The sequence below is a fragment of the Bdellovibrio bacteriovorus genome (assembly GCF_041888015.1).
In the GTDB taxonomy this organism is placed as follows: Bacteria; Bdellovibrionota; Bdellovibrionia; order Bdellovibrionales; family Bdellovibrionaceae; genus Bdellovibrio.
The window spans coordinates 2,594,081-2,619,264 of record NZ_CP168968.1; the positions used below are offsets into that span (position 1 = coordinate 2,594,081).

The window sequence follows — 25,184 nt, forward strand, 5'->3', positions numbered from 1 at the left end:
CAGGCTCGAGCCTACTTTGACCGAAAGTATGGTGGTCACTCACCAACCATCGCTCAAAGGACATCACCCTTGATAAAACTCATCCTGACTTCAGCTCTGGTTATCTTTTCCGTTCAGGCCAACGCCGAAACCGTGTCCGGAGTAACCATCGACTCCGTTGCCGGAGCTGCGGCAACGGCCGATGCTCTTGCCTATCACAGCGTGAAGCCGACAGCGCGAATCGTCTTTGATGAATTTGTTCCCGCGTCTCAATACACGACACTGCTGTCTAAAATCGGCCACCATAGTTTTGTCATGGGTGAACTCTTGGACTCCTACTATATGAACCAATACACCCAACAACAGTTCGCAAACCGAGTGGATGAATACCTCAATACTCTGGGAGCAAAGGTAAATATCTGGGAAATTGGGAATGAGATTAATGGGGAATGGCTTGGAAAAACCGCCGACACAGTCGCAAAAATGTATACCGCTTATTCCAAGGTTAAGGCCCGCAATGGCAAGACCGCTCTGACCCTCTACTATAATCCGAATTGCTGGGCTAAAAAGGAACATGAGATGTTCACTTGGGCCGCAGCCAACGTCCCCACCGAGATGAAGCAAAATCTGGATTACGTATGGATCAGTTACTATGAAGATGACTGCGAGGGATATCGCCCCACTCAGGCGCAATGGCAGCAGGTATTCAACAAGCTGGGGCAAATGTTTCCAAACTCAAAAATAGGATTCGGTGAAATTGGAACAACAAAAGTGGCCCAAAAAAGTGATATGATAAATCGCTACTATCGAATGAAAATCAATCATCCCCGATTCGTCGGCGGCTATTTTTGGTGGTACTACAAAAAAGATGCCGTACCACGCACTCAAAAGTCTTTATGGAAAGTGCTGGATGACGCTTTCGTCGCGCAGCCTAAATCTTAAATTTCACACGAAGATAGTCCAAGACAATGTGGAAGCTCCACACCGTCAGGAACAACACCAGACTGGGGAATAAAATCAGGTGCGGGAAACTGGAAAGAGTCTTCCACCCTTCTCGCACCAGAATTCCCCAGCTTGTATAAGGTGGATGGATTCCCAGTCCGATAAAGCTCATAAAGCTTTCGTATAAGATATTGGTCGGAATCTGCATCGCCACCAGAATCAGCAAAGTCCCCAACATATTCGGCAGCACATGCTTTACAAAGATATGACTGCGGCTGCCACCCAAAGCAATAGCCGCTTCCACAAAAGGCTTGCGCTTGATTTCCAAAACCATTCCACGGGTTACTCGCGCCAGACTCATCCAATGGGTTGCTGCGATACTGACGCACAGACTGATTAAGGATCTTGTCAGGGGATCTTCAAAAGGCAGCAGCAACTGCAGACTTAGGCACAACACAGACACCAGAATGAAGCTGGGGATCGCCATCAGAATGTCGCAAAAGCGCATCAGCATCCGATCTACAACCCCTTCAGACCATCCTGCGATACCGCCATAACAAAGCCCCACAATAAAGGCCATCAGCGATCCCACAAGCCCGACCACCAAAGAGATCCGGCCGCCCAGCAACACTCGGGCAAAAAGATCGCGCCCCAAGCTGTCAGTTCCGAACAAGTGCTCATTCCCCGCAGGCAGCAGAATGCTTTCGACATTTTGTTCAAGGCCCGAGGTTGCCATCAACCACGGACCGAAAACCGTGGCGAACAAAAGAATTCCCAAAAATACCAATGCCAGAGCAAACAAGAACTTTCTCATGCCTGCTCCTTCAAACGGGGATCTGCCACACGCAAAAGCACATCAATCACCGAATTCACAACGATCAAAAGACTGCCGTAAAACAGTGTTAATCCCACGATCAAAGTGTAATCGCGATCATTCAAGGCGCTGATAAACTCTGTTCCCAACCCCGGCACCGCAAACAGCACTTCAACCAGGAACGAACCCGACAGCAAGGAAACAATAAGCGGCCCCACATAACTGAGGAAAGGCACCAGGGAGTTTTTTAAAACGTGCTGAATCAAAATCCCCCACACCCCTATACCCTTGGCCTTTGCCGTGCGCACATAGTCCTGCTGGAAATTTTCATTCAGAGAGTTTTTCAAAAGACGAATCAACGAGGCCAAGGGACGCAAGCTGAGTGTCAGAACTGGCAACACATAGTGAGCCGGTGAAGAGAGAAAGGCCACAGGCAAAAGATTCCAGTAGAAACCAAAAAAGTAAATTAACAACGGCCCCCAGAACAAACTGGGTAAAGAAAGAAAGGCAATCACCATCTGATCGACGAAGGCTTCAATCCAAGTGCCTCGAAAACGGACCGCTGCGATGGCGACAATAAAAGCTCCGGACAAAATACAGAGCAGCGCAATGCCGTTTAAAACAAGCGTATTACGCACCCCTTGAGCAATGATCTCCGCCACCGTGCGATCGGGCTTGGCCATGGAAATCCCCAGATCCCCTTGCGCCACCGCAAACAGATAGGACCCGACCTGCCCCAAAGCAGACTTCTGAACACCCCAGTGTTCAGACAGCTTTTCTTTGACCAAAGGATTCAGTGCGGTGTCCTCATCAAAGGGCCCACCCGGAAGTGCTTTAAGCAAAAAAACGTTAGCGCCGCCAGGACCACCAGCGACGCTAACATTTCAAATAACTTTTTTAAGACAAAACGAAAGCCAGTATCGCTCAAATGTCATCCCAGTTTTCTTTTCCTGCCAGCTCTGCTGTGAACTTCACAGGCACCGCACCCGCCAGATAAGGGAAAAGATCTTTTTTGTTGCCGTACAGTTGCGAGTAAATATGCGCATTGGATACAACACGCTTCACATAGTTGCGCGTCTCCAGGAACGGAATGTGTTCAATGAATTCATCTGTTTCCAGATTACCGAAGCTGGAAAGCCAGTTCTTCACACGGTGAGGACCCGCATTATAACCTGCCGCCACCAGTGGAATCGTATTTTCAAACCGATCCATCAGACGCTTCAAGTAACGGGAACCAATCTTCACAGATGTTTCCGGCTGCAACAACATCGGTGCCTTGAAATCTTTTTCATTCAAAATTGTTGCGACCTTATGACCTGTAAACGGCATGACCTGCATCAGGCCCAAAGCGCCCACCGGGGAAATCGCATCACGACGGTAATGAGTTTCCGCACGCATGATCCCCCATACCAATTCTTCCGGGACCGAGAACTTCTTGGTATACTTTTCCACTTGCTCAGAATAAGCGCGCGGATAAGCGAACTCCCAAAGATAGCGGATACCATCCACACCGTGAGCCGCACGCTGACCACCGAAGTTGATCTGAGCGATATAAGAAGAACGGTTGTAGTGACCGGCGGTGTTGTATTCGCTCATCAAAGTGCGCAGGTATTCCCGATTGGAAGTTTTGCGTTCAATATCGTAAAGATCCCAACGTGCCCACTCGTTTTCACCCATGATCATCATGTCGCGAGCCCGCTCAAAACGCTTCATCAGAACCGGATTGGAGAAGGTCGCTACTTTTTCACCGCTAGCATCGGGAACTTCGTCGGAAGACTCCACAGAGTCAGCCACTTCCACGGACTTTAAATCCGGATTGTCGGCGGCTTCCGCTTCTTCTTCTTCCCCTTTTTCATCGTCCGCAGAATACTGCGTCAGGATCAGATTTTCTTCCGATTCACTTTCATCCCCACGATAGCTTTCCTGAGAGAATGGCATCAGGAACTCACCCGCCGAGAAGCGCGAGATCACACGCGGCTGAGTTGGCAAACTGGATTCAGCCAAACGAGGCATTTTAACTTCTTCCATCTTTTTCAGGCGCGCCTGTGCCGCGATGGAGTAATAACCCAGCAAAGAGTCCTTCGCCAAGGCCGACATCATCACACGGGCTTGATCCACTTTCCCCTGACGATATAGACTCATCGCCATCCAGTACGTCACGCGGTCTTCCGGGAAGGACTTCCAGGCTTTTTTGTTTCTCTTTTTTGCGGCATTCAATTCACCCAGGGCTTTGTAAGACCCCTGGTAATCGCCCTTCAAATATTTCAACCAAGCCAAATGCCATTGAGCATCGCGGTTCAAACCAGAATTGGGATAAGCCTTCATGAACTCTTGGAAACGACGAGCTGCCCCATCGTAATCCTGGAACTGATAGCTGAGGAATGCCGACTGATACAACGCCTGACGACCCGTTTTGGATTTAGGGCTCATTTTGTAAGCTGAATAGTAAGAACCCACAGCCAACTGCACTTCACCTGCCCGCGCCGCTGCGGAGGCAAACAAGATCAAGAAATCAAAATTTCTTTTATTGGCTTCATAATATGGCTTCAACAATTCAACCGCTTTAACCACTTCCCCTTCTTGCAGGAAGAACTGAGCCTGCAGTTTGTCGGAAAGGTATTTGTCCGACTTAGGAAGTTTGTTTTTCATGATATTGATTTCAGCCTGAGCTTTCTGATCCTGTCCGGCCCACAACAAGTAACGAACGCGAGTGCGGAAGTCTTCTGGCGTGGCTTTACAGTCTGTGGGTTTGCCTTGGAATTCATTGCCAGCAAGATCCACACTCCAATCGGCTACTTTTGGATACGCCGGATGACGTTCATAAAGCTTCACCAGCCATTTGCACATGTTGCCATGACGGTTTAGACCCTTTTCCGCAATCGCCAGATTGTAAATAACATCTGGATAGTCTTCGGTGTTACGTGTGCGTTTTTCCAGCTTCATGAACTGCACGCTGGCTTGCTTAAAGTTCTTCTTTTCAAGAGCGATTTGCCCCATCAGATTGGAGGTCTCAATAGACATCTTTACATTCGGAGAAAGCTCCAGAACTTTTTTAAGCTCCCCTTCAGCCTCATCCCACTTGGATGTCTTCATGTAAGACTGGCCCAGATAGAAGCGCACGTATTCTTCCAGTGAAGTTTTATCTTTTAAAATTGTTTGAAATGCCGGAATGGCTTCTTCGTATTTAGAAGCACGAAATTGCTCCAGCGCCTTTTTGAAGGGTTCAAGATCATTCTTAGTTGTCTGGGCACCAGCCAAGGGCCCCATCAGAAGAGAAAAAACAATGCATTTCAGGGAGACTTTCATGTCCGCCACTCCGATACGAAAAGTTGTACAGTCCTTGTAAAAAGAAGCCCCTTCCCAAATCGTTTTTCAGGTGCTTCTGTCATTTAATAATGATACCGAATATCTATGGCAAAATCGAAAACTAAAACGATCTATACCTGTCAAAATTGTGGGGCCCAAAGACCAAGGTGGGAAGGAAAATGCTCTGACTGCGGCGCGTGGAACTCCTACGTCGAAGAGCTTCAGATGCCCGAGGTCAAGACTCGAGGATGGTCCACTGGTTCTCCGGAGAGGGACGTTTCCGCCTCCAAGCCAGTCACCCTAGACCAAAGACTTGAAGAGGTTAAATTAGACCGTTTCGATACAAGCTATGAAGAGCTCAATCGAGTGCTGGGTGGTGGTTTGGCTAAAGGCAGCTTCGTTCTGCTGGGGGGATCTCCGGGGATTGGCAAGTCCACCCTTTTGCTGCAAATGGCTGGCGGTTTAGCCAAGAACAAACACAAAGTTCTCTATATTTCCGGCGAGGAAAGTGTTTCTCAAACCGGGTCTCGCGCTCACCGTTTGGATATCCGTTCACCTCTGATTGAAATTGGCTGTGAAAGCAACCTACAGACTGTGATGGAACTGGCACGCTTCAAAAAACCGGATGTTCTGGTTGTCGATTCCATTCAAACCATGTTCCTGCCTGATTTGCAGGCAGCTCCGGGCTCGGTTTCCCAAGTTCGAGAGTGCGCAGGTCACCTGATGGGCCTTGCCAAACAAGAAGGTATTACGGTGATCCTGATTGGTCACGTCACCAAAGATGGCAGCATCGCCGGTCCGAAGGTGCTTGAGCACATGGTGGACTGCGTGCTGTCTTTCGATGGCGATGTCTCTTACAACTTCCGCTTGTTGCGTGCTTTGAAGAACCGCTTTGGTGCCGCTCACGAACTGGGCGTTTTCCAAATGAACTCGCGCGGCCTTGAAGAAGTCTCCAATCCTTCAGAGTTGTTCTTGGAAGAACGCGGAGACCAATTGATCGGTTCGGCCGTGTTCGCGTCAATGGAAGGAACAAGACCGCTCCTGTGTGAAGTACAGGCCCTGACTTTGTCGAGCCCGATGGCCATGCCTCGCCGAACAGCGCTGGGGATTGATATCAATCGCTTGCATTTGTTAACGGCTGTTTTGGATCGCCACTTGGATATTCGCCTGGCTCACAGTGATATCTTCATCAATGTGGTCGGCGGATTAAAGCTGGTGGAGCCAGCTTCAGATCTTGCGGTGGCTGCCGCGGTTCTATCTACAGAAGGACGTCGGGATTTGGATGCAAAAACCTGCTTCTTTGGCGAGATCGGTTTAACGGGGGAAGTTCGTGGGGTTTCATTTGTCGAACAAAGAATCCGCGAAGCCGATAAGCTGGGCTTTATGCACTTTGTGATTCCGTTCTCAAACAAAAGGCATCTGGAAGAAGTGAAGCTTTCTAAGGACAAGAAAATTTCATTTGTCAAAAATGTCCATGATCTGAATAAAATAATTAAGTAGGACTGCGAGGATTCTGACATGGAAGATCAGGGCGCTATTGTAAAAGAAAGCTACCAGCCTGGAGACTATATATTCTTTGAGGGTGATATCGAAAATCACTTTTATATCGTCGAATCCGGCGTGGTGAATATCTTTACCAAAGATCAAATGGGAAAGCGCATCCACATCTGTGATATCACCGACGGAGAATCCTTTGGCGAGTTCGCTTTGATCTCTAAAATGCCACGGTCGGCTTCAGCCCAGGCGACAACCGACGTCGTTCTTGTGAAGGTGTCAGAGGAAGGTTATCAACAACTTCTGTCTGAACTTCCGACTTGGGCTGAATGCATGCTAAAGTCCTTCACCGACCGCCTGCAAAATATGACAGAAAAAATGCGTGAAATGGAGCAGTTCAAACGTCGAGACCCTTAAGTCATCCCCCCTATTCAGGGTGGCAATTTAAGTAATAACCTCACTTTCCTGAGCGCATTGTAATCTTCAATGAAATGGTTATTTGCATAATGACCATGTATGCTGGGGACAATGATTAGCCATATTATTTGCCTGTCCTCCATCGCAGCTTTTTTGCTTTTTACACCATCAGCCTCACAGGCACATCATCCGGACAAAGCCAAATGGGCTGGCCCGACAACGGGCCCCCAAGCACAGGATTTTCGCACAATTCACTTCATTGCCTCAGACCTAAAAAATGGTGGTACCAGTGCAGTTAGCGAAAGCTTTCTTTCGGCTGTACGAGTCCTTAAGTGGCGGGCCCATATTTTTGATGGAAAAGGAAACCCGGCCCTCATTCGCCAGCAGTTGGTTCATTCCGCATCACAAAAAGTGGACGGCCTGATCCTTGGAGGCTTTGATGCCGAAGACTATCCTGAGGAAATTAAACGTGCTCAAGCTGCCGGAATCCGAGTGCTTGGATGGCATGCCTCTGCCAAACCCGGTCCGTCCAAACTGCTCTTTACGAATATTACCACGGACCCACTGGCCGTCGCGGAAAGATCTGCCCTCTTAGTGAAAAAGCTCGGCCCACGTAAAGCCGGGGTCGTCCTAATTACTGACAGCCACTTTTCCATTGCTCTGGCCAAAACCGACCGCATGAAAAAGATTTTGGAGGAATCCAAAGAGGCTACAGTTCTGGCAACTCTGGATTTACCTATATCTAATGCCGATCAGGAAGCCCCAAAAGCTGTCGAAACTCTTCATAAAAAATTTGGCAAAAAGTGGACTCATACGCTGGCAATCAACGATATTTACTTCGATCACATGAACTTTCCACTGAAGAAAATTGGCAGAAAAGAGATTGTGAATATTTCTGCCGGAGACGGATCCGTCACAGCTTTGACTCGAATCAAGTCCGGCCTTTCCCAGCAAGTCGCAACGATTGCAGAGCCTTTACGTGCTCAAGGCTGGCAAATCGCTGATGAGCTTAATCGGGCCTTTGCCGGGCTTTCCGCCAGCGGTTATGTCAGTGACCCTATCGAAGTGACAAAGAAATCTTTGGACGAACATACTTTAAAAGAGATGGAAGGCCGGATTCCTTTTGAAGAATCCTATACGAAGATTTGGTATCCTGGAGGCCACTAAAGGGCCTCCAGTTTTTTTCTTAAACTAGTAACGAACAGGGTAAATAGAAGGCGCACCATAGCTGGATGACACACGCACATCCAGGTCCGCATTGCCACCCATGGATTCAGCACGAATATCAATCGCTACAATTCTTTCTCCGGCTGTCAGATATTCAGACGTCAAACCAGAGTAGAAAGTGCCTGTGTAGCTTAAACGATGCAATTGAATGCGGCGTCCACTTTGAGTGATCGCATAAGTCTCATGCAACTGAACACCAGCACGGTAAACACTCACACGAACATAGTCCACGTAAGCCGCATAGTTGAACTGCACACGCAACCACTCACCACCACTGCGACGACTGATTCCATAAAACTGTACACTGGATTCCCCATAGTGATTGCCTGGAGGTGGATATGGATTGTGCGGAGGATACGGATTTGGATATGGCTCTGGACGAGGATTTGGATGTGGATACGGATCAGGACGTGGATTCGGTCTTACCGGCGGACGTGGTTCTGGACGAGGGCGAATGCCCCCATGGCGGTCATCGCGGCGGTCATCATCGTAGCGGCCTGGGCCACGGTGATCATCACGGTGATCATCACGGTTGTCTCCACGGCGATCTTCGCGACGATCATCATTGCCACGATCAGGGCGGATTTGCGCAGAAACAAACGGGCTTTGCAGCACAACAGCTGCGGCCAAAAGAGCGGACATCAATGGTAGTTTCATAAAGACTCCTTTTTAATCAGACATAGGAGTCTTTCCAAAATTCATGCCGGACAAAATGGCACCATTTTTGACTCGTCGGATCTATCTTCCATCTTTTTTCGGGTACTTCAGGAACAACTCCCGCTGAAGATCCATCATCAAACTCAATAAGCGCGTTTCTAACATCTGATTGACGTTTAAGAACTGCAAGCCCGCTGTTTGGAAGGTCTCCCCAGCCTGTTCCCGTTTCTGGGCAAAACGCACCTCCACCTCAAACTCCATAGCGCGGCGAGACCCAAGACGCAGAGCGCCTTTAATGCGATCACCGATTTTAAGTTCAGGCACAGCCCCTTTAAAGTCGATCTTTAGCCCTCCGGCACTGACATCTTTCACGCGGGATTCAATGAAATAAACCCGGCTGCTATGGTTCAAAATACTAAAGATGGCCTCGTACTTGGGCGGCAAATCAATACGCGCGTTGGCCCGGCGTTGCAGTTGAAACAAATCCACATCCGTCTTTAAAACGGCCCAACCAACGCTGAAAGACAGTTCTGTTTGAAAAAAATAGCGCTCGTTTTTAAACGGAAAATTCACCACCACTTTTTGAGCTGCAGTGACATCCTTGGAATCCGCCGTATGATGACAAAGCAAGGCTTCATCTTTATCAACCTGCACAGCAATCAAATGAAAGACCTCTTCATGAACAGAGCCTTTCATCGAAAGCTGAAGCTTGTCATCGGCGATCTCCCGAAACAGAAGCTTCTTTTCAGACACAGCCACTTTTTTAAAGATTGCCTGAGCACCCGGACCGTTCATGCGTTACACTCTCTCCAAAGCTTCAGCCCACTTTTGCAACCGGGCTTTGCGCTCTTTCGGAGCCATCTTCACCTTGAACTCCTGATCCACCTTCCAGACACGTTTGATTTCTTTTAAGTCTTTCCACACCCCAGCGCCCAGGCCCGCCATGAAGGCTGCTCCCAAAGCTGTGGTTTCCAGATTTTTGGGACGAACCACATTCGCACCACAATAATCCGCCTGCAATTGCATCAAAAGATCATTGGCTGCGGCACCGCCATCAACTCGGACCCCACGCAGTTTTTTGCCAAGATCTTTTTGCATGGTATTTAGAATATCCACGTTCTGCAAAGCCATCGCTTCCAAGGTTGCACGTGCAATGTGGGCCTTGGTGCTTCCACGAGTTAAACCACAAATCACACCGCGAGCCTCAGGCCGCCAGTGAGGCGCACCCAAGCCCGTCAACGCCGGGACGAACTCCACCCCTTCGGTGGTTTGTACGGTCTTCGCCAACGCCTCAACATCTGACGACTGCTGAATCAAACCCAATCCATCACGCAACCACTGAACTGCGGCACCGCAGACGAAAGCTCCGCCTTCAAGCGCATAAGTCATTTCTTGGTTCTTCAGTTTCCAGGCAATGGTCGTTAAAAGTTTGTTCTTGGATTTCACCGCTTTTTTTCCGGTATTCAAAAGCAGGAAGCTTCCAGTCCCGAAAGTGCACTTGGAATCACCGACATCAAAGCAAGTTTGTCCAAACAACGCCGCCTGCTGATCCCCGACAATCCCGGTCACCGGAATACCATCGGGCATGAACCCCAATCCTTGCGTCACACCAAAGTCCGCGTTGGAAGGACAGATCTCTGGCAGAATTCCCTCTGGAATGCTGAAAAGCTTCAAAAGATCCTGATCCCACCACCCGGTATGGATATTCATCAGCATCGTGCGTGAGGCATTACTCACATCTGTCTTATGCGACTGCCCCGAGGTCAACTTCCACAAAAGGAAACTGTCCACTGTTCCCGCAAGAGCACGCCCTTCGCGAGCCTTTTTGGCCGCGTTGGGAACGTGCTTAAGCAACCATTGTATCTTGGTCGCAGAGAAGTACGGGTCCAAAACCAATCCGGTTTTGGCAGTAATCATTTTTTCTTTTTTGTTTTTCTTCAGTTTCTCGCAGATCTCCTGCGTGCGACGACACTGCCAAACAATCGCGTTGTGCAAAGCCTTGCCACTTTGTGAATCCCACAGCATAACTGTTTCACGCTGATTGGTGATACCAATAGTGCGGATTTGTGAGCCCTTGATACCCGCCTTTTCCAATGCCAACCGCATGGATCTTTGCGTGGAATACCAGATATCTTCAGGATCATGCTCCACCCAGCCGGGCTTGGGGAAAATCTGTTTGAAGGCCTCACGCGCCTCCGCGACAAGACCTCCGGCTTGATTGATGATGCAAGTTCTTGAGCTGGTTGTCCCTTGGTCAATGGCCATGATAAAAGAAGACATAAACATTCTCCAATCGATGTATTAATAATGAAGAATTTCCTGAAGAAACCCAACGAAAAAATTTTTGGTTTGCGCTCCTTGGATCGCGACACTTTGATTTTTCGTGTTCTGCCGCGCTTTCTTCTGGAAATCATGCGCAAATACTTCCGTCTGGAGATTGAGGGCGTCGAAAACATTCCTCGGCGAGGCGCCGTTGTACTAGCACCGAATCATTCCGGCTATTCCGGTTTTGATGCCATCTTGCTGGGGCATATTGTCCAACAGGAAGCCAAACGTGTTCCGCGGGTCCTGACTCACCACTTTTGGTTTTTGACCGAGACCACGGCCATTCCCGCCAACAAAATGGGTTTTACCGAAGCCACCTATGAAAATGGTGTGAATGCTCTGAAAAAAGGAAATGCCATCGTTCTTTTCCCCGAAGGTGAGCAAGGGAACTTCAAACCCACCTCTGAGCGCTATCAGCTGCAGGAATTCAAACGTGGTTTTGTCCGTATGGCCTTGGAAGCGCAATGCCCCATTGTTCCAGTGGTTGTCCTGGGCGCAGAGGAAACCCATATCAATCTGAAGAAATTAAAATTCACCAAGTTCCTGAAAGGCACCGTCATCCCTCTGCCTTTGAATGTGATTCCCCTGCCCGCAAAGTGGCGCATTCGCTTTCTAGAGCCCATTGCACTTCCCTATAAGCCGGAAGCCGTCAATGATTCTGATTTGATGAATGAAATCGCTCAGGATATTCAGGAAAAAATGCAGACTGCCATCGAAGAAGAGCTGCAAAAACGCGGCAACGCCTTCCTCTAGCTATTTCCCATCAGGGAGATCGTCGGCGATAACCTCTAAGATGTTATGCCATTTCGCGACCAGGATGCCGGGGTCATCGGCATTGCGGCTCACCAGTCGACTGACCAGCAAAGCAGCAAGACTCACGGCTAGGACGAGGAGGAGCACGTACTCCACCACGATTTGACCTCGTTTATTCATGTTTCAGATTGTATCACACTTCCGCAGGAGAGGTAGTGCGCACCACAGGGGCTGGACGCCAGTTTTCCATTGTGAGACGCAAAGTCTCAACCAAAAGGTCGAGGTTTTCATCTTCAATAGGACCGCGCAGGCCGATTACCACGTCATCGTGCCACTTTTCAACTTCCAAAGGCCCGATGTGCTTGGCCGCGTCTTCAAAGGACAACAAGAAGCTGTCTTCTGTTGGATAGACCATCACCAGAATGTTGGCTCCCGAAGCCTTGGAAATCTCCTTGGCCTTTGCCATCTCGGCCGTGAGCTTTTGTTGAATCAAGAAATAGATCTTGAGCGCCAGTGCCTCATGGAACTGGGCAAAGTAGATACGCACGGGACCATCAAAGATGGCACTATTAAAAGCAGGATTAAAATACTTCGACTGCATTAAAGTGGTGTATGACGATCTCATGTTGTAGCTCCCCCTCCACAGACACAACCCAAGACTAGGAAGAAAACCCTCCCTAATTCAAAGGAAATTTTAAGAATCTTAAATTTTCTGACGCATCAGATTAACTTAAGGAATCAAAAACCTTCTTTCCTCTCGAGAAAACGACCTTCTCGGCCGCCTCTCCTACGCTGTAGAACAGACACGACCACTCTTGATCAATGCCCATAATATCAGCAGATTTGCCAACTTCGATAGAGCCAATCTCTTTGTGAAGATTCAAGGCGTGAGCTGCACCGACGGTGTAGGCCGCGATGACCTCCGGCAAACTCATCTTCATTTCCAAGCGCGCCAGCAGCCCCACAAGATTCAAATCCTGCGTCGGCGATGTGCCGGGATTAAAATCTGTCGCCAGGGCCACTCGCACTCCGGCATCAATCATCGCACGTGCCGGAGGATATTTTGTTTTCGTGTAAAGATCCGCTGTCGGCAGCAGCACTCCCGTCACTTCGGATTTTGCCAGATTGCGGATTTCTTTTTCTTCCACCTGCAGCAGATGATCCCCAGAAAGCGCCCCAATACGCACAGCCACTTCACTGCCGCCACTTAAAGACATTTGGTCCGCATGAATCAAGACTTCAAACCCCAGCTCCTGAGCCCGGCGCAGATACCTTTCAGAAGCCTCCACTGGGAAGAAGCCTTTTTCAATAAACACATCCACTCGACGAGCCAATTTCTTTTTAGCAACGACGGGAAGAACCTTTTCCCCCAGGAAAGCTAAGTACTCTTCATAGGATTTGTATTCCGGTGGCAAGGCATGAGCCCCCAGGAACGTACTGACGGTGCGAGGACCTTTGAGTTCCTGCACTGCTTGCAGCACCTTGATTTCATCTTTGAGGTTTAAGGCATAGCCCGATTTGACTTCCAGGGTTGTAACACCTTGAGAAAGAAAATGATCCACCCGCTTCTGCCCGGTCGCCACAAGATCTTTCAATGAAGATGAGCGTGTTTTTTTCATGGTGGATAAGATCCCGCCGCCTTTCGCAGCGATCTCTTGATAGCTCACCCCTTGATTGCGCATTTCAAACTCAGCGGCGCGGTCCCCGGCAAAAATCAAGTGTGTATGACATTCCACGAAGCCCGGCAAAACGGTTTTGCCCTTCATGTCCAGTTCACGCATTCCTTTTTTCTTGGCCCATTCTTTAGGAAGCTTTTTATGCGGACCAACCCAGACAATTTTATCTTTATCCATAACCACGGAAGCCTGGTTCATGATCCCCAAATCTTCCTCTTTGATATGGCGGCCATTTTTGGCGGAAGCTCCCTGCAAGGTCAGTAGTGTCGAAATATTTTTAAGCAGAATACCCATGCACTTATTCAAGCACATGGGTCCCGAGGATCAAGCTAAAATCTTGGCCCTACATAATCTTGATACTATGACTGCGCGCACCTTCTGCCTTTGGCAGCGAAATATGCAGCACACCGTCCTCGAAATGAGCCTCAATCTTTTCAGAATTCACTTGCGTCGGCAACGTGAAGGATCTTAGGAACCGACCATAAGATCTTTCCGTATAGCGACCTTCGCCTTTACTTTGACGAGTGCGTTCCCCAGAGATCGTCAGCACATTGTCAGACAGATCCACCTTGATCTCATTCTTCTTCATCCCAGGCAAATCTGCCGTCACCAGATACACATTGTCCTTTTCTTCCACATCCACAGCAGGCGCAAAATCCATCCCTGATCGCGCCAGACTTGAACCCAATCCCCGATCAAAATCACTAATAAAGTCTTCGAACTGATTAAAGAGGTCCGAGGACCCCAAGCGGCGCTGGCTGTTCCAAGGCGCCAAAGAACGCATCGGCATAATTCCTCCCTTTTTTGCTTTTTTCTGAATTATGGCCCTATCAGACTGTGGGTCAACGACCGGGAATCTGATCTGTCAAAAATTAGAAAGCCGGAGTGCTTTTACACACTCCGGCTTTCTAATTTTGTTATTCAAAACTGGACTATTTCATTTTCGGAGAGAACCACATATCGATCACGCGGCCCTCCTTCTTCTTGCCTTTTTCCTTGAAGACGAAGGTGCTCTTCTCGCGAATTTCCGCGCGGTCGGCAACGGAACCTACAGCCGAGGCATCGTACTTCAATGATACTGATTCGATGCGTGACTTAAATGGTACCAACTCACCTTTTTGCACTTTGCCATCGCCGTTTTTATCAAACCACAGAAGTAATTTCGCAAAGTCTTTATCTTTCTTATCAATCACGTCGTCTTTGTTGGAATCGAACTCGCGCAAGGCCTCAAAACCGTTTTTGTATTTATCACCTTGATTACCAAACAGCTCATCTTCGGTTGTGATCAGACCATCGCCATTACGATCCACGGCGATAAAGGCACCCGGCGCACCGGCTTCTGGCCACATGGTCTTGCCTGTCGGATTCAATGGGAAATCTACAGAAGCAGAGAATTGAGGAAGCTTATCATCGAAGAAGACCATCAGCGGAGAGAAGTAACCGCCGCAATAGCCGTTTTCACCCGGGAAGAACGCCGAGATGCTGTACTGACGGCCGTCTTTGGAGCCGCTGGTGTAAACTGTCGCGGAGAGTGGGCCGTTATAACCCATATACTGCTGCAAGGCGCGGCCAGGAGCAAAAGTTTGGTTAAATTTAATGGCCTCAAGCTTGGCCTCAAAGTCGTCTGAGATATTTCCCTGTTCGTCGACCGTCGTATTAAAGTTGATCGGCAAAACGATCCTGACATTGTTTCCAGCATAGCTGGCCTTCACCGTATCACTCTTAATTACCACTACATTGGAATCACCCGCCCTCATCACAACGTCAGACGGATAGACCACCGTATAGGTTTTCATAGCGCCTTTAATGTTCATGGTGATTTGCATTTCAATGTCCGAAGCTGGGGAGATTGGATTCGAGACGTGACGAAGATTTGTACCAAAGCACGTATTCGCCACATTGATGGTAACCCCATCAGATGAAGCCCGCGTAGCCTGGCCAGAAAGAACGACCCCCTGAAATCCTGCCGAGCCCCCCGCGCCGGAATTCACCGCTGCTGGTTGCTGTTCGGTCTGAGCAGATACTGCGCCCGATGCCACTAATACTGCGGCGGCGCAAAGCCCTTTACGCATAAACATACAAGCCCCCTTTTATTCCCCTTAAATATCCAAGCTATTTCTTCTCTGGACGAACGATCTTGAAGTAAATCAAAGAATCCTTTGCGTCCTTACGAGAGAACTCAACTTTTTGCACGTCATATGCAAACAGCTGACCTTGACCAAACCCCTGCAATCCGTAAACCGATCTCCACAGGTTGATTTGCTTCCCGCTTTGATCCTTGGCTAAATAATACTTGATTATATTAACAACTTTCAAGCGCACAAGAGGAGCAGCACCTCCCATTGGCGGTATATCCCTTAAGAACTTATCTTCGTTGGTAATTGTCTCATGAGGATACATTGGGTTTGTCATGTCGATGAGGTTTCCCAGATTCGGGCGTACCAGAAGACTGGCCCCCGAGTTCGCCACCACCCCCAGGAAAATCGGCGAACGCGCGGGCTTGGAGTAATCAGGACCCGCTGAAGTCATTTCCCGCACCGTAGTTGGCGTATCCAGCATCACCACATTTCCAGTGATCCAGATTTTATCGTTGGCAAAAGTCACTTCGTTCTTTCTATTCAAGGACACGAAGTTCAAAGAAGCCGCTTGTCTTGGGTCCGCAGGAGGATTCCCCACTTCATAGGCTGACGCCGGAGTGTACAGAATCGTCCCACCCTTTCGTTCGGCCATTGAAACAAATATAAGCTCATTGCGACGCCCAGGCTCCAAAGTCAGCTTGCGTTCAGAGTTATCAACCGTAGTTTCAGAGGCATCCGAAACAAAGTCGAAGAAACGGCGCCCATAGTCGTCCAGGACCGTCAGATTATTGAATGAAGGTTCTGAGTTCTTTAAATCCCTCAAAATCATGCGCTCAGCCAAAATACTGTCAACTTTGTCTTCGATCTCATTGGTAATTTCGGTCTTCGTCTTTGCCGTAAAGACAAAGAACGACGCCGCCACCATGCCCATGATTCCCATCAGGGCCACACCAACGATCATTTCTGCTAAAGTAAAACCGCGTTGATTCTTCATCATTGTGCATTCACCACAAACTGATAATCCACCGAGCCATAGTTAGCCGGTGTGAGCTTGGCAGCTTTGCCATTTTTATCTGTACCGTCCGACCAATCCTTGTGTGTCAAACGGACCGTCACCAGATACAAGCCTTTCATGCCGGGATAGGCCTGAATCGTAAAACCATAGCGCCCCGGACAGCCGGGACAATCCTTGGCTGTGGCCATCATCCCATTCCCCCAGGCCATGGGCAGCTTGTCCTTAGCCAGCGCCGCTTCACGTTCTTTGTCTGTGGTGAAATAGTTGATCTGATACATGCGCACATTAGGTCGGATGTTCTCGATGACGTCATTGATTTGCTTATAGACGGAATTCTTCACGCCACTGTCCGTAGCCACTTTCTTCATGCTCAGAATTCCTGAAATAAAGAAGGACCCCACCAACGTCAGCATGGCAAGTCCTAACAAGACCTCGAGAATAGAAATACCTTGTTGGTTTCGGATGAGGGACTTCATATGCCGGACTCCCGTGAAATCTCTAAGACATAGAACCGCACCAGACGGTTTTTACAAACTGTCGAGTTGCTGTTTTTAATGAAGCCACAATCCGGATCCACAGCGGTCCAACGGAACGGATCTGCTTTTGCACGCAAAGAAATGGCATTACATCTGTACAGGTTAGAAACGTCAGTAATACTTGGGTATGGATGCCATACCGGATATCTGTTGATCACCGAACAGTCTGCACTGTTGTTGCCTTTTAGAACTCCGGCTTTACGCAGTTCATAAGTCGCCATGGAATGATAGATCGTACTCCAGCGAATGCCGCTGCGATAAGCCGAATCGTCTATGGACATGCCTTGCGCCAGAATAAAGCTGCCGACGATTCTGAGCGGTTTGTCTCTGGATTCAATGACTAATTTTTCGCAATTCATAAAACCAGATACAAAGTTTGCATCGGATTTAATGTAGCAGGTCTTGGCCAGAGACACGACATGGAACGCAGCCGTGCTAACGCCACCCGTTTCCCAATGAGCATTGTTTTTGTCGAAGATAAAGTCTTTAGCTTCTTCCGCCTTATTGGTAAACGACCACGACTGTCGAGCTGATGATGCAAACGACTGGGACCAGTCAGATCCACCAAAGGCCGATGAACTTTCACCCATCGCCTCACAGGCTCTGTCCAAATTAATATACGGATCGATATCCTCCGGATAGCCGTCTTTGGCTTTACCTGAGGAATCCTGTAAACGCTTTGCCACGTTGAAATCAGCACCATCCGGCTCAAAGACCAACCAGCCTTTATTGTTGGAAGCCCAACCATTCCCAATCCGTAGATTTCGACCACTGTAATACCCGACATCATAGGCTTCTAATTCAATAGAAACCGGCAGGCGCTCTCCCATGGTGTTGACCAGCATGGAAGCGTTATCGAAGCTGATATCCAAATCCTGGAAGGATGCATTGGAATTATTTTTCTTCGGATCGTCATCACCCGGCTTAATTGGTTTTTTCATCGTCAGATGAATCTTAGGCTGAACATCCATACTTGCACGCACCTTGCTAAGCTGCGTACGGGTGGCGCTAAGTTTTTTCTCGTTCGCGTCCAGCTCCGCTTCCATCCGATCTTTGTACTGACGGGCTTGAGCCAGATCATTGCGCGCGCCGGATAAGTTAGAACGCGCTCGTGCCAGACGATCTTTATCGACCGGACTGCGACGCTCCTCTCTTTCCACATCATTTTCGGCATCTTCCACATCGCGAGCCGCTCTTTCCACAGAGCGCGCCGCCTGATTCAGACGCGACTGGCTGCTACTCACATCAGACTCTGCCTGACTGACCTGACGCTCTAAACTTTTTTCCAGAGGACGCAGATCAATCTTTGGCTCCAAGGTCACAGAGCCTTCTGCCGGAATCTCGCCCTGGATATACATGTTGCCAAACTTGACCTTATACCGAGTTGCCGCCAACTGGTCCTGGCTCAACGAAAAGTCTTTCAACAAATCTCTGACACCCCACCAGTTATCGACGGAATTCGGTTTTTCAACGGCTTTATTCTGAACAGTAAAAAGATTTCCGTCGGTCAACGCCAAACGGTAATTATACTTGCTGCCTTTTTGCTGCAACAACTGCCCTGTCAATTGGCTGTTATTGGTATTCGCCAGTTCGTATTTGATTTTTTCATGGCGCAGACATTGCGCCATAAGATTGGCATTCACTGTTTCGCCAGTAGCAAAGCCTGAAAGATAATCCAATCCCAAATCCCGGGCTCCATCGACCTCGACGCCTTTTTGGAATCCACCAAACTGACGAATCTGCGCCCAGAACTGGTCATTCTGCTGACCAGCGTAGCGTGGTTTAAATTCTTGCCCGCTACGCATGACCGGCCCATCCCCCAAGACAACTTTGTCTTTAAAGGTAACAGGAGTATACACCGTATCACCGCCCTCCAGATCAATCCCTGAATCGGGCGCTATCGGAAGATGTACAGAACCGTTGACGAAAACCGGGCTTTCGAAGACCAATCCCGGATACTTGATATTTGCCAGACGTGAGCCGGTTTGTTTGATGATGGCATCACCCTTCTTAAGACCGGACGTCGCACTGGATGTTTTATCCAGATAAAGATCTCCGGCCACCATCACAGCAAAGCTTCCGACCTCGCGAGGATAAACCCCGACATAGGAAGTTGTCTTCAGCGTGCTGGACCCAACCTCAATGACCTTGCCGCCTCGATCCAGCAAACTCACATCGACACGAAGATACACTTCCCGCCCGTACTCCGGAATCGAAGCACGCAAGTCGCGCGAAATCTCCACATCAATGGCAGCTACTGTGTAGCCTTTCAGATCGGCTATGATTCTGTAAACCGGATGCAAGGCAGAGAATGACTCGATATTGATTCTTTGACGGATTTTTGAAACCGGAACCTTATCCGGATTAGCAATACCGATCACTCGCAAGAATGCGACGGTTTCTTTCTTCATCAGAAGACGCTCAACAGAGCGTGGGTGATTTAACAACTCAACAGCTGTTGCAGGGACACTTTTTCCACAGCTTTCCTGCATCCAGGACTCAGAAAAACACCAGCGCTGGCGGATACCAAACAGAGTGTAATCGACCATCGAGTGCAGCGCCAATCGCGCCGTGATGATCGATGCGGTTTTTGTGACTTGGGTTCTATGCTTAACGACCGTCGGAGAAAGGAAGTAGATCATAACGCCGACAACGCCCACAGCCACAAGAGCCTGGACGAAAGCGCTTCCCCTATTATTAAAGACAGAACGTGCCCTACGGACTGATTTCACAGTGGTTTCTCCTGTCTCTTGTATCGACATTAATCGTATCAAACTTAAGAAAAGACAGGGGAAAGATGACTCAGCAGAGTGAGTTTTGTCTCACTTCAAAACATTTTATGTATCAAACCCGCATGACAAAAAAGAAAGGCTCCTCTCGGAGCCTTCAGGGAACACTTATTTGGCCTTGCCTTGATTGGCGACGGCTTCGATGGCCGCCTTCACTTCTTCCGGATCGCCGATGAATTCCTTTTTCAGAACCTTCAGGTTGGCGTCCAGCTCATACATCATTGGGATCCCGGTCGGCATATTAACTCCCATGATCTCGTCAGGAGTCATCCCCTCCAAATGCTGCATCAAGGCACGCAAACTGTTGCCATGAGCCACGATCAGCACATTTTTGCCTGATTTTACAGCAGGTGCGATCGTGCCATCCCACAACGGCAGGAAGCGAGCAACGGTGTCCTTCAAAGACTCGTTGCTAGGCAAAAGTTTGGCATCAACACCCTTGTATCGGGGGTCGTGGCTTGGGTGACGAGGATCAGTCACCTCCATTGGGGGTGGCGGAGTGTCGTAACTACGACGCCAGATTTTCACTTGCTCCTCGCCATGACGAGCCGCAGTCTCGGCCTTATTCAAACCTTGGAGTGCTCCGTAGTGCCTTTCGTTCAAACGCCAATCTTTGTGGACAGGAAGCCACACCTGATCAACCTCATCGAGCACGAAATTCAGAGTTTTAATCGCTCTTTTGAGCACGCTTGTGTATGCAACGTCAAAATTGAAGCCTTTTTCACGAAGAGCTTTACCGCCCTTTAGAGCTTCCGCTCGACCTTTCTCGGAAAGATCTACGTCCTGCCAGCCAGTGAAGCGATTCTCCTGGTTCCACACACTTTCGCCGTGTCGAATTAGCACCAACTTATACACGTTTAAACTCCTTCATTTTGGATAGAAAAAGAGCTATCATGACAGCGTTTTAAATAACATCAAAAGCTGGGCGTTTTGCTGCGCATTAAGACGTGTCAAATCCCCAACTTTTTGAAAAATTAGCGAGCGCTAGCGGACGGTTAAACAAACTATATCAAGGCATCAGGAGGAAGGCGTACTCTCTGTACGTCGACGACGAGAAATGCAGAGATAGTTTGTTTAACCGCCCGCTCAACCAATGTGAAGTTTGAGGTTATATCGTGAGCAACAGTGGCATCAACAGTGCAAATCTAGAATACATCGAACAACTCTACTCTGATTTCAAAGCGAATCCGGATTCACTGGCAGTTGAATGGAAAAGTTTTTTTGAAGGTGTTGAGTTTGCCCAAGGTGGCAAGTTCGGCATGTCCGACAAAGAACTGGCTGTCTTCCAACTGATCCAAGCCTATCGCGCTGATGGACACACTGAAGCGAACCTGAATCCTCTGTACACTCCTCAAGCTGGCGAGCTTCTTTCCTTGAAACGTTTCGGTCTGACAGAAAAAGATCTGACAGCGAAATTCCAAATCGGTTCCGTGATCGGAAAAGCCAACGCCACTTTGAGCGACATCATCAACCACCTGAAAGCCACATACTGCGGAACTCTTTCTTTGCAAGCCGCTGATGCGTCCCCGAAAGAAGTTCAATGGCTGACTCAGCAGTTTGAAGGCAATCCAGCGAAGCTTTCCTTGGATGATAAGAAAAATGCGCTGGCCTCTTTGACTAAAGCAGAAACTTTGGAAAAGTTCGTCCACACCCGTTACGTAGGAACAAAACGTTTCTCTGTGGAAGGTGCTGATTCCATCCTGCCAATGATGGACACGCTGGTGAACAAAGGATCAACTCAACAGGTTCAGGAAGTTTACGTTGGCATGGCTCACCGTGGTCGTGTGAACATTCTGGTGAACTTCTTCGGCAAGCCAGAAGAATACGTTTTCGGCGACTTCAACGGTCCGTTGGAGCTGGCCGAGCCGATCGAAGATTTCGACAACGACGTGAAGTACCACTTGGGTTATGTCACTGAAAAGAAAACAGCGACAGGTTCTTGCAAAGTCACTTTGGCCTACAACCCTTCTCACTTGGAAACTGTAAATGCGGTTGCCTTGGGTATGGCTCGCGCGGCTCAGGATCAAATCGGCGCTTCCGGCAAAAAGAATGTTGTTCCAGTTCTGATCCACGGGGATGCGGCGTTTGCCGGTCAGGGGATCGTTCAGGAAACTTTGCAGATGGCGGGAGTTCACTCTCACTCTACCGGTGGTACGATTCACATCATCATCGACAATCAGGTTGGCTTCACAACCAGCGGCAAAGACACCCGCTCCACCCGCTATGCTTCTGATACCGCAAAAATGACTTTCGTGCCGGTTCTGCATGTGAACGGTGATGACGTTGAAAGCGCGGTGCGCTCGATGGATATCGCTCTTCGTTATCGCCAGGAATTCGGCAAAGACGTTGTTATCAACCTTCTGTGCTACCGCAAGTTCGGTCACAACGAAGGGGACGAACCGGCCTTCACCCAGCCGCAGATGTATGAGCTGATCAAAACTCATGCGACTGTTCGCGAGCTGTTTGCAAAAAAACTTGCTGCCGAAGGCTCCGTGGATGCGAAAGCGTCCGAGGACCTGTACAACCAGGCGATGGATCGTTTGCAAAAGATCTTTGAAGAAACAAAAAAGAATCCGCCTAAACTTAAGAACTTCAAGTTCGAGGGCAACTGGAAGGGTTTGCGCAAGGCCAAAGATGCTGATTTCGAAAAGTCCGCAGACACCACTTTCGATCTGGGTAAACTAAAGCAAATCGGCGAGAAAATTGGCAGCTACCCTGCTGACTTCACTCCGCACCCAAAACTGATCAAACTTCTGGAAGCTCGTAAAGCCATGGGCGCTGGAAAAGAAAACATCGACTGGGGTATGGGCGAACTTTTGGCATATGGCTCTTTGCTTTCCGAAGGCACCAACGTTCGCTTGACTGGTGAAGACTGCGTGCGTGGCACGTTCACTCACCGCCATGCCGGTATGTACGACTTCAAAAATGGCAAAGCTTACTTCCCATTGGCAGACCTGAACCCTAAAGCAAAATTGCTGGTGGCTGAAAGCATCCTGTCTGAATACGGCGTCATGGGTTACGAGTACGGCTACACCGTTCTTGATCCACAATCCTTGGTGATGTGGGAAGCTCAGTTCGGTGACTTCGTCAACGGCGCGCAAATCGTGATCGACCAGTACTTGGCTGCGGGCGAATCCAAATGGCAGCAAATGAGCGGCCTGGTTCTGCTTCTGCCACACGGTTATGAAGGTCAGGGCCCAGAGCACTCCTCTGCCCGCCTTGAGCGCTTCCTGCAACTTTGTGCTCAAAACAACATGCAGGTTGTGAATCTGACGACACCAGCTCAGATCTATCATGCTCTTCGTCGTCAGGTTCGCAGAGACTTCCGCAAACCATTGGTTGTGATGTCTCCGAAATCTTTGCTTCGCCATCCACGTGCCGTTTCCACAATTGACGAATTGGCAAAAGGCCGCTTCCAGGAAGTGATTGCTGACACTATCGATAAATCCAAAGTGGACACTGTCGTTTTCGTGTCTGGTAAGCTTTACTACGAACTTTTGGAAGAAAGAGAAAAATCCAAAAAAGAAAACGTGGCTTTGGTTCGCCTGGAACAGATCTATCCGTTCCCTGCAACACAGGTAACAGAAGTTCTGAAGTCCTATCCGAAAGCGAAGACTTTGGTTTGGGCTCAGGAAGAACCAAAAAACATGGGTGCCTTCCAAAACGTGTACTTCAAGTTTGTTGATGTCGTATCCAAAGCCGGCCTGAAGCTGGGCTTTGAATATGTGGGCCGTCCGGAGAGATCTTCTCCAGCGACAGGTTCAAACTACAGACACAAAATCGAACAAGCTGAAATCGTAAAAGCTGTGTTCAGTAAGTAGTCGGCCGTGCCGACAGAGCTGGCGCGGCGGCAGCCGCAGAAGCTGAAGTAGTGAGTAATTTGATTTTTAGAAAGATTTAAAAAAGGACGTTGCCATGAAACAAGAGATTAAAGTTCCCGCGGTTGGGGAATCCATCACAGAAGCAACCATCGGCAGTTGGACTAAAAAATCCGGCGACTTTGTAAAACGCAATGAAGTTTTGATGCTTCTTGAGACCGACAAAGCCAGCGTGGAAGTTGTCGCGGAAAACGACGGTGTTTTGACTATCAACCCAGGCTGCGAAGCGGGTGCGGTTGTTCAAATCGGCGCGACAGTAGCAACTCTTGATACAGACGCAAAACCGGCAGCGGGCGCAGCAGCTCCTGCCGCTGAAGCTCCTAAAGCAGCTGCTCCAGCTTCCGCACCTGCCGGTGCTGCAGCTCTGCCGGCTGCCGCCGGGAAGGACGCTTCTGCTCACTTGTCCCCTGCTGTTAACAGAATCGTAAATGAAAAAGGTTTGGACCCTGCTGCGATCCAAGGCACTGGAAAAGACGGCCGCCTGACGAAAGGCGACGTTCTTGAAGCTCAGCCTGCAGCGAAAGCGGCGGCTCCGAAAGCTGCTCCAGCTTCCGCGCCGGCCGGCGCTCCAGCACTGCCCGCTGCCGCGTCCAAGCAAGGCGACAAAAAGCTTGTTCCGATGACGACCATCCGCAAGCGTATTTCCGAAAAGCTGAAAGAGGCGCAAAACACGGCAGCTCTACTAACCACTTTCAACGAAGTGGACATGGGCAAGGTGATGGAGCTTCGTTCTAAATACAAAGACAAGTTCAAAGAAAAATATGGCGTGAACCTGGGCTTTAACGGCTTCTTCGTAAAAGCTGTTGTTGAGGCGCTGAAAGACTTCCCTGCTGTGAATGCATGGATCAACGGCACCGATATTGAGTACCATAACTACTACAACATCGGTATCGCGGTTTCCACCGAGAAGGGCTTGATGGTTCCGAACGTGAAAGACGCGGATACACTGTCCTTGGCTGGTATTGAACTGGCGATCCGCGATCTGGCGGCAAAAGGCCGTGATGGTAAAATCACTCCGAATGATCTGGGTGGCGGTACGTTCTCTATCACCAATGGTGGTGTGTTCGGTTCTTTGCTTTCCACGCCGATTCTGAACTTCCCGCAGTCAGCTATCTTGGGCCTTCACAAAATCCTGGATCGTCCAATGGCGATCAACGGCAAAGTGGAAATCCGTCCAATGATGTACCTGGCTTTGACTTACGATCACCGTATCATCGATGGCAAAGAGGCTGTGAGCTTCCTTGTTAAAATCAAAGAACTTGTCGAAGATCCTGAAAGATTGCTTCTAGAGGTATAAT

Annotated in this window: 21 protein-coding genes; 7 read left to right on the forward strand and 14 right to left on the reverse strand. The window is 49.1% G+C overall.

From position 1 onward, the window contains the following. Nucleotides 1-69 precede the first annotated feature (69 nt). On the forward strand, nucleotides 70-921 hold the full coding sequence (locus ACES2G_RS12365; protein WP_374000344.1) for a hypothetical protein: 852 nt from the start codon (nucleotides 70-72) through the stop codon (nucleotides 919-921). Here ACES2G_RS12365 and ACES2G_RS12370 read toward each other — a convergent pair. The 3 genes from ACES2G_RS12370 to ACES2G_RS12380 all read right to left on the reverse strand — a co-directional run bounded on the left by ACES2G_RS12370 (nucleotide 911) and on the right by ACES2G_RS12380 (nucleotide 5,041). After that, entirely contained in the window at nucleotides 911-1,735 is an 825-nt protein-coding gene (locus ACES2G_RS12370) for an ABC transporter permease (protein ID WP_347359280.1), read from the reverse strand. The two genes, ACES2G_RS12365 and ACES2G_RS12370, sit on opposite strands and share 11 nt — an antisense overlap. Continuing rightward, entirely contained in the window at nucleotides 1,732-2,577 is an 846-nt protein-coding gene (locus ACES2G_RS12375) for an ABC transporter permease (protein ID WP_374000345.1), read from the reverse strand. The genes ACES2G_RS12370 and ACES2G_RS12375 overlap by 4 nt, the downstream gene beginning before the upstream one ends. Before the next feature lie 82 nt (nucleotides 2,578-2,659). Continuing rightward, nucleotides 2,660-5,041, reverse strand: coding sequence for a transglycosylase SLT domain-containing protein (locus tag ACES2G_RS12380; protein WP_347359278.1), 2,382 nt, complete (start codon nucleotides 5,039-5,041; stop codon nucleotides 2,660-2,662). Nucleotides 5,042-5,146: 105 nt separating this feature from the next. Here ACES2G_RS12380 and radA point away from each other — a divergent pair, with 105 nt between their 5' ends. The 3 genes from radA to ACES2G_RS12395 all read left to right on the forward strand — a co-directional run bounded on the left by radA (nucleotide 5,147) and on the right by ACES2G_RS12395 (nucleotide 8,119). Then, a complete protein-coding gene (gene radA, locus ACES2G_RS12385; protein ID WP_347359277.1) occupies nucleotides 5,147-6,541 on the forward strand; it encodes a DNA repair protein RadA in 1,395 nt (464 codons plus the stop codon). A gap of 18 nt (nucleotides 6,542-6,559) precedes the next feature. Next, nucleotides 6,560-6,952 carry a cyclic nucleotide-binding domain-containing protein gene (locus ACES2G_RS12390; protein ID WP_347359276.1) on the forward strand — a complete coding sequence of 131 codons (393 nt, stop codon included), beginning with the start codon at nucleotides 6,560-6,562 and terminating at the stop codon, nucleotides 6,950-6,952. Between the two features lie 111 nt (nucleotides 6,953-7,063). After that, complete coding sequence (locus ACES2G_RS12395) at nucleotides 7,064-8,119, forward strand: substrate-binding domain-containing protein (protein WP_347359275.1); 1,056 nt, start codon at nucleotides 7,064-7,066, stop codon at nucleotides 8,117-8,119. Nucleotides 8,120-8,143: 24 nt separating this feature from the next. On the opposite strand, the gene ACES2G_RS12400 is transcribed toward ACES2G_RS12395, so the two are convergent. The 3 genes from ACES2G_RS12400 to glpK all read right to left on the reverse strand — a co-directional run bounded on the left by ACES2G_RS12400 (nucleotide 8,144) and on the right by glpK (nucleotide 11,122). Continuing rightward, on the reverse strand, nucleotides 8,144-8,836 hold the full coding sequence (locus ACES2G_RS12400; protein WP_374000346.1) for a beta-sandwich domain-containing protein: 693 nt from the start codon (nucleotides 8,834-8,836) through the stop codon (nucleotides 8,144-8,146). 81 nt (nucleotides 8,837-8,917) lie between these two features. After that, nucleotides 8,918-9,631 carry a PilZ domain-containing protein gene (locus ACES2G_RS12405; RefSeq protein WP_347358975.1) on the reverse strand — a complete coding sequence of 238 codons (714 nt, stop codon included), beginning with the start codon at nucleotides 9,629-9,631 and terminating at the stop codon, nucleotides 8,918-8,920. A 3-nt stretch (nucleotides 9,632-9,634) separates the two neighbouring features. After that, entirely contained in the window at nucleotides 9,635-11,122 is a 1,488-nt protein-coding gene (glpK, locus tag ACES2G_RS12410) for a glycerol kinase GlpK (RefSeq protein ID WP_347358974.1), read from the reverse strand. Nucleotides 11,123-11,143: 21 nt separating this feature from the next. Between glpK and ACES2G_RS12415 the strand changes: the two genes are divergently transcribed. Beyond that, on the forward strand, nucleotides 11,144-11,914 hold the full coding sequence (locus ACES2G_RS12415) for a lysophospholipid acyltransferase family protein (RefSeq protein WP_347358973.1): 771 nt from the start codon (nucleotides 11,144-11,146) through the stop codon (nucleotides 11,912-11,914). 193 nt (nucleotides 11,915-12,107) lie between these two features. Here ACES2G_RS12415 and ACES2G_RS12420 read toward each other — a convergent pair whose 3' ends face one another. From ACES2G_RS12420 to gpmA, 8 genes are all read right to left on the reverse strand, one after another. Beyond that, nucleotides 12,108-12,539, reverse strand: coding sequence for a hypothetical protein (locus ACES2G_RS12420; RefSeq protein ID WP_347358972.1), 432 nt, complete (start codon nucleotides 12,537-12,539; stop codon nucleotides 12,108-12,110). A 100-nt stretch (nucleotides 12,540-12,639) separates the two neighbouring features. Next, the gene (gene hutI, locus ACES2G_RS12425) at nucleotides 12,640-13,884 is read right to left on the reverse strand and encodes an imidazolonepropionase (RefSeq protein WP_374000347.1); all 1,245 of its coding nucleotides are present in this window, start codon (nucleotides 13,882-13,884) and stop codon (nucleotides 12,640-12,642) included. Nucleotides 13,885-13,933: 49 nt separating this feature from the next. Then, nucleotides 13,934-14,380 carry an Hsp20/alpha crystallin family protein gene (locus ACES2G_RS12430; RefSeq protein ID WP_347358970.1) on the reverse strand — a complete coding sequence of 149 codons (447 nt, stop codon included), beginning with the start codon at nucleotides 14,378-14,380 and terminating at the stop codon, nucleotides 13,934-13,936. 142 nt (nucleotides 14,381-14,522) lie between these two features. After that, nucleotides 14,523-15,668: an EF-hand domain-containing protein gene (locus ACES2G_RS12435; RefSeq protein WP_374000348.1), complete on the reverse strand. Its 1,146-nt coding sequence runs from the start codon at nucleotides 15,666-15,668 to the stop codon at nucleotides 14,523-14,525. 34 nt (nucleotides 15,669-15,702) lie between these two features. Next, entirely contained in the window at nucleotides 15,703-16,665 is a 963-nt protein-coding gene (locus tag ACES2G_RS12440) for a Tfp pilus assembly protein FimT/FimU (protein ID WP_374000349.1), read from the reverse strand. Further along, the gene (locus ACES2G_RS12445) at nucleotides 16,662-17,159 is read right to left on the reverse strand and encodes a hypothetical protein (RefSeq protein WP_347358967.1); all 498 of its coding nucleotides are present in this window, start codon (nucleotides 17,157-17,159) and stop codon (nucleotides 16,662-16,664) included. The genes ACES2G_RS12440 and ACES2G_RS12445 overlap by 4 nt, the downstream gene beginning before the upstream one ends. Beyond that, a complete protein-coding gene (locus ACES2G_RS12450) occupies nucleotides 17,156-19,951 on the reverse strand; it encodes a hypothetical protein (protein WP_374000350.1) in 2,796 nt (931 codons plus the stop codon). The genes ACES2G_RS12445 and ACES2G_RS12450 overlap by 4 nt, the downstream gene beginning before the upstream one ends. Nucleotides 19,952-20,116: 165 nt before the next feature. Next, on the reverse strand, nucleotides 20,117-20,863 hold the full coding sequence (gene gpmA / locus ACES2G_RS12455) for a 2,3-diphosphoglycerate-dependent phosphoglycerate mutase (RefSeq protein WP_374000351.1): 747 nt from the start codon (nucleotides 20,861-20,863) through the stop codon (nucleotides 20,117-20,119). Nucleotides 20,864-21,123: 260 nt separating this feature from the next. Here gpmA and ACES2G_RS12460 point away from each other — a divergent pair, with 260 nt between their 5' ends. Together ACES2G_RS12460 and odhB are read left to right on the forward strand one after the other, a co-directional pair. Then, nucleotides 21,124-23,829, forward strand: a complete 2,706-nt coding sequence (locus tag ACES2G_RS12460; protein WP_374000352.1) for a 2-oxoglutarate dehydrogenase E1 component — start codon at nucleotides 21,124-21,126, stop codon at nucleotides 23,827-23,829. A 94-nt stretch (nucleotides 23,830-23,923) separates the two neighbouring features. Further along, nucleotides 23,924-25,183, forward strand: a complete 1,260-nt coding sequence (gene odhB, locus ACES2G_RS12465; protein WP_374000353.1) for a 2-oxoglutarate dehydrogenase complex dihydrolipoyllysine-residue succinyltransferase — start codon at nucleotides 23,924-23,926, stop codon at nucleotides 25,181-25,183. Nucleotide 25,184: the final 1 nt, after the last annotated feature.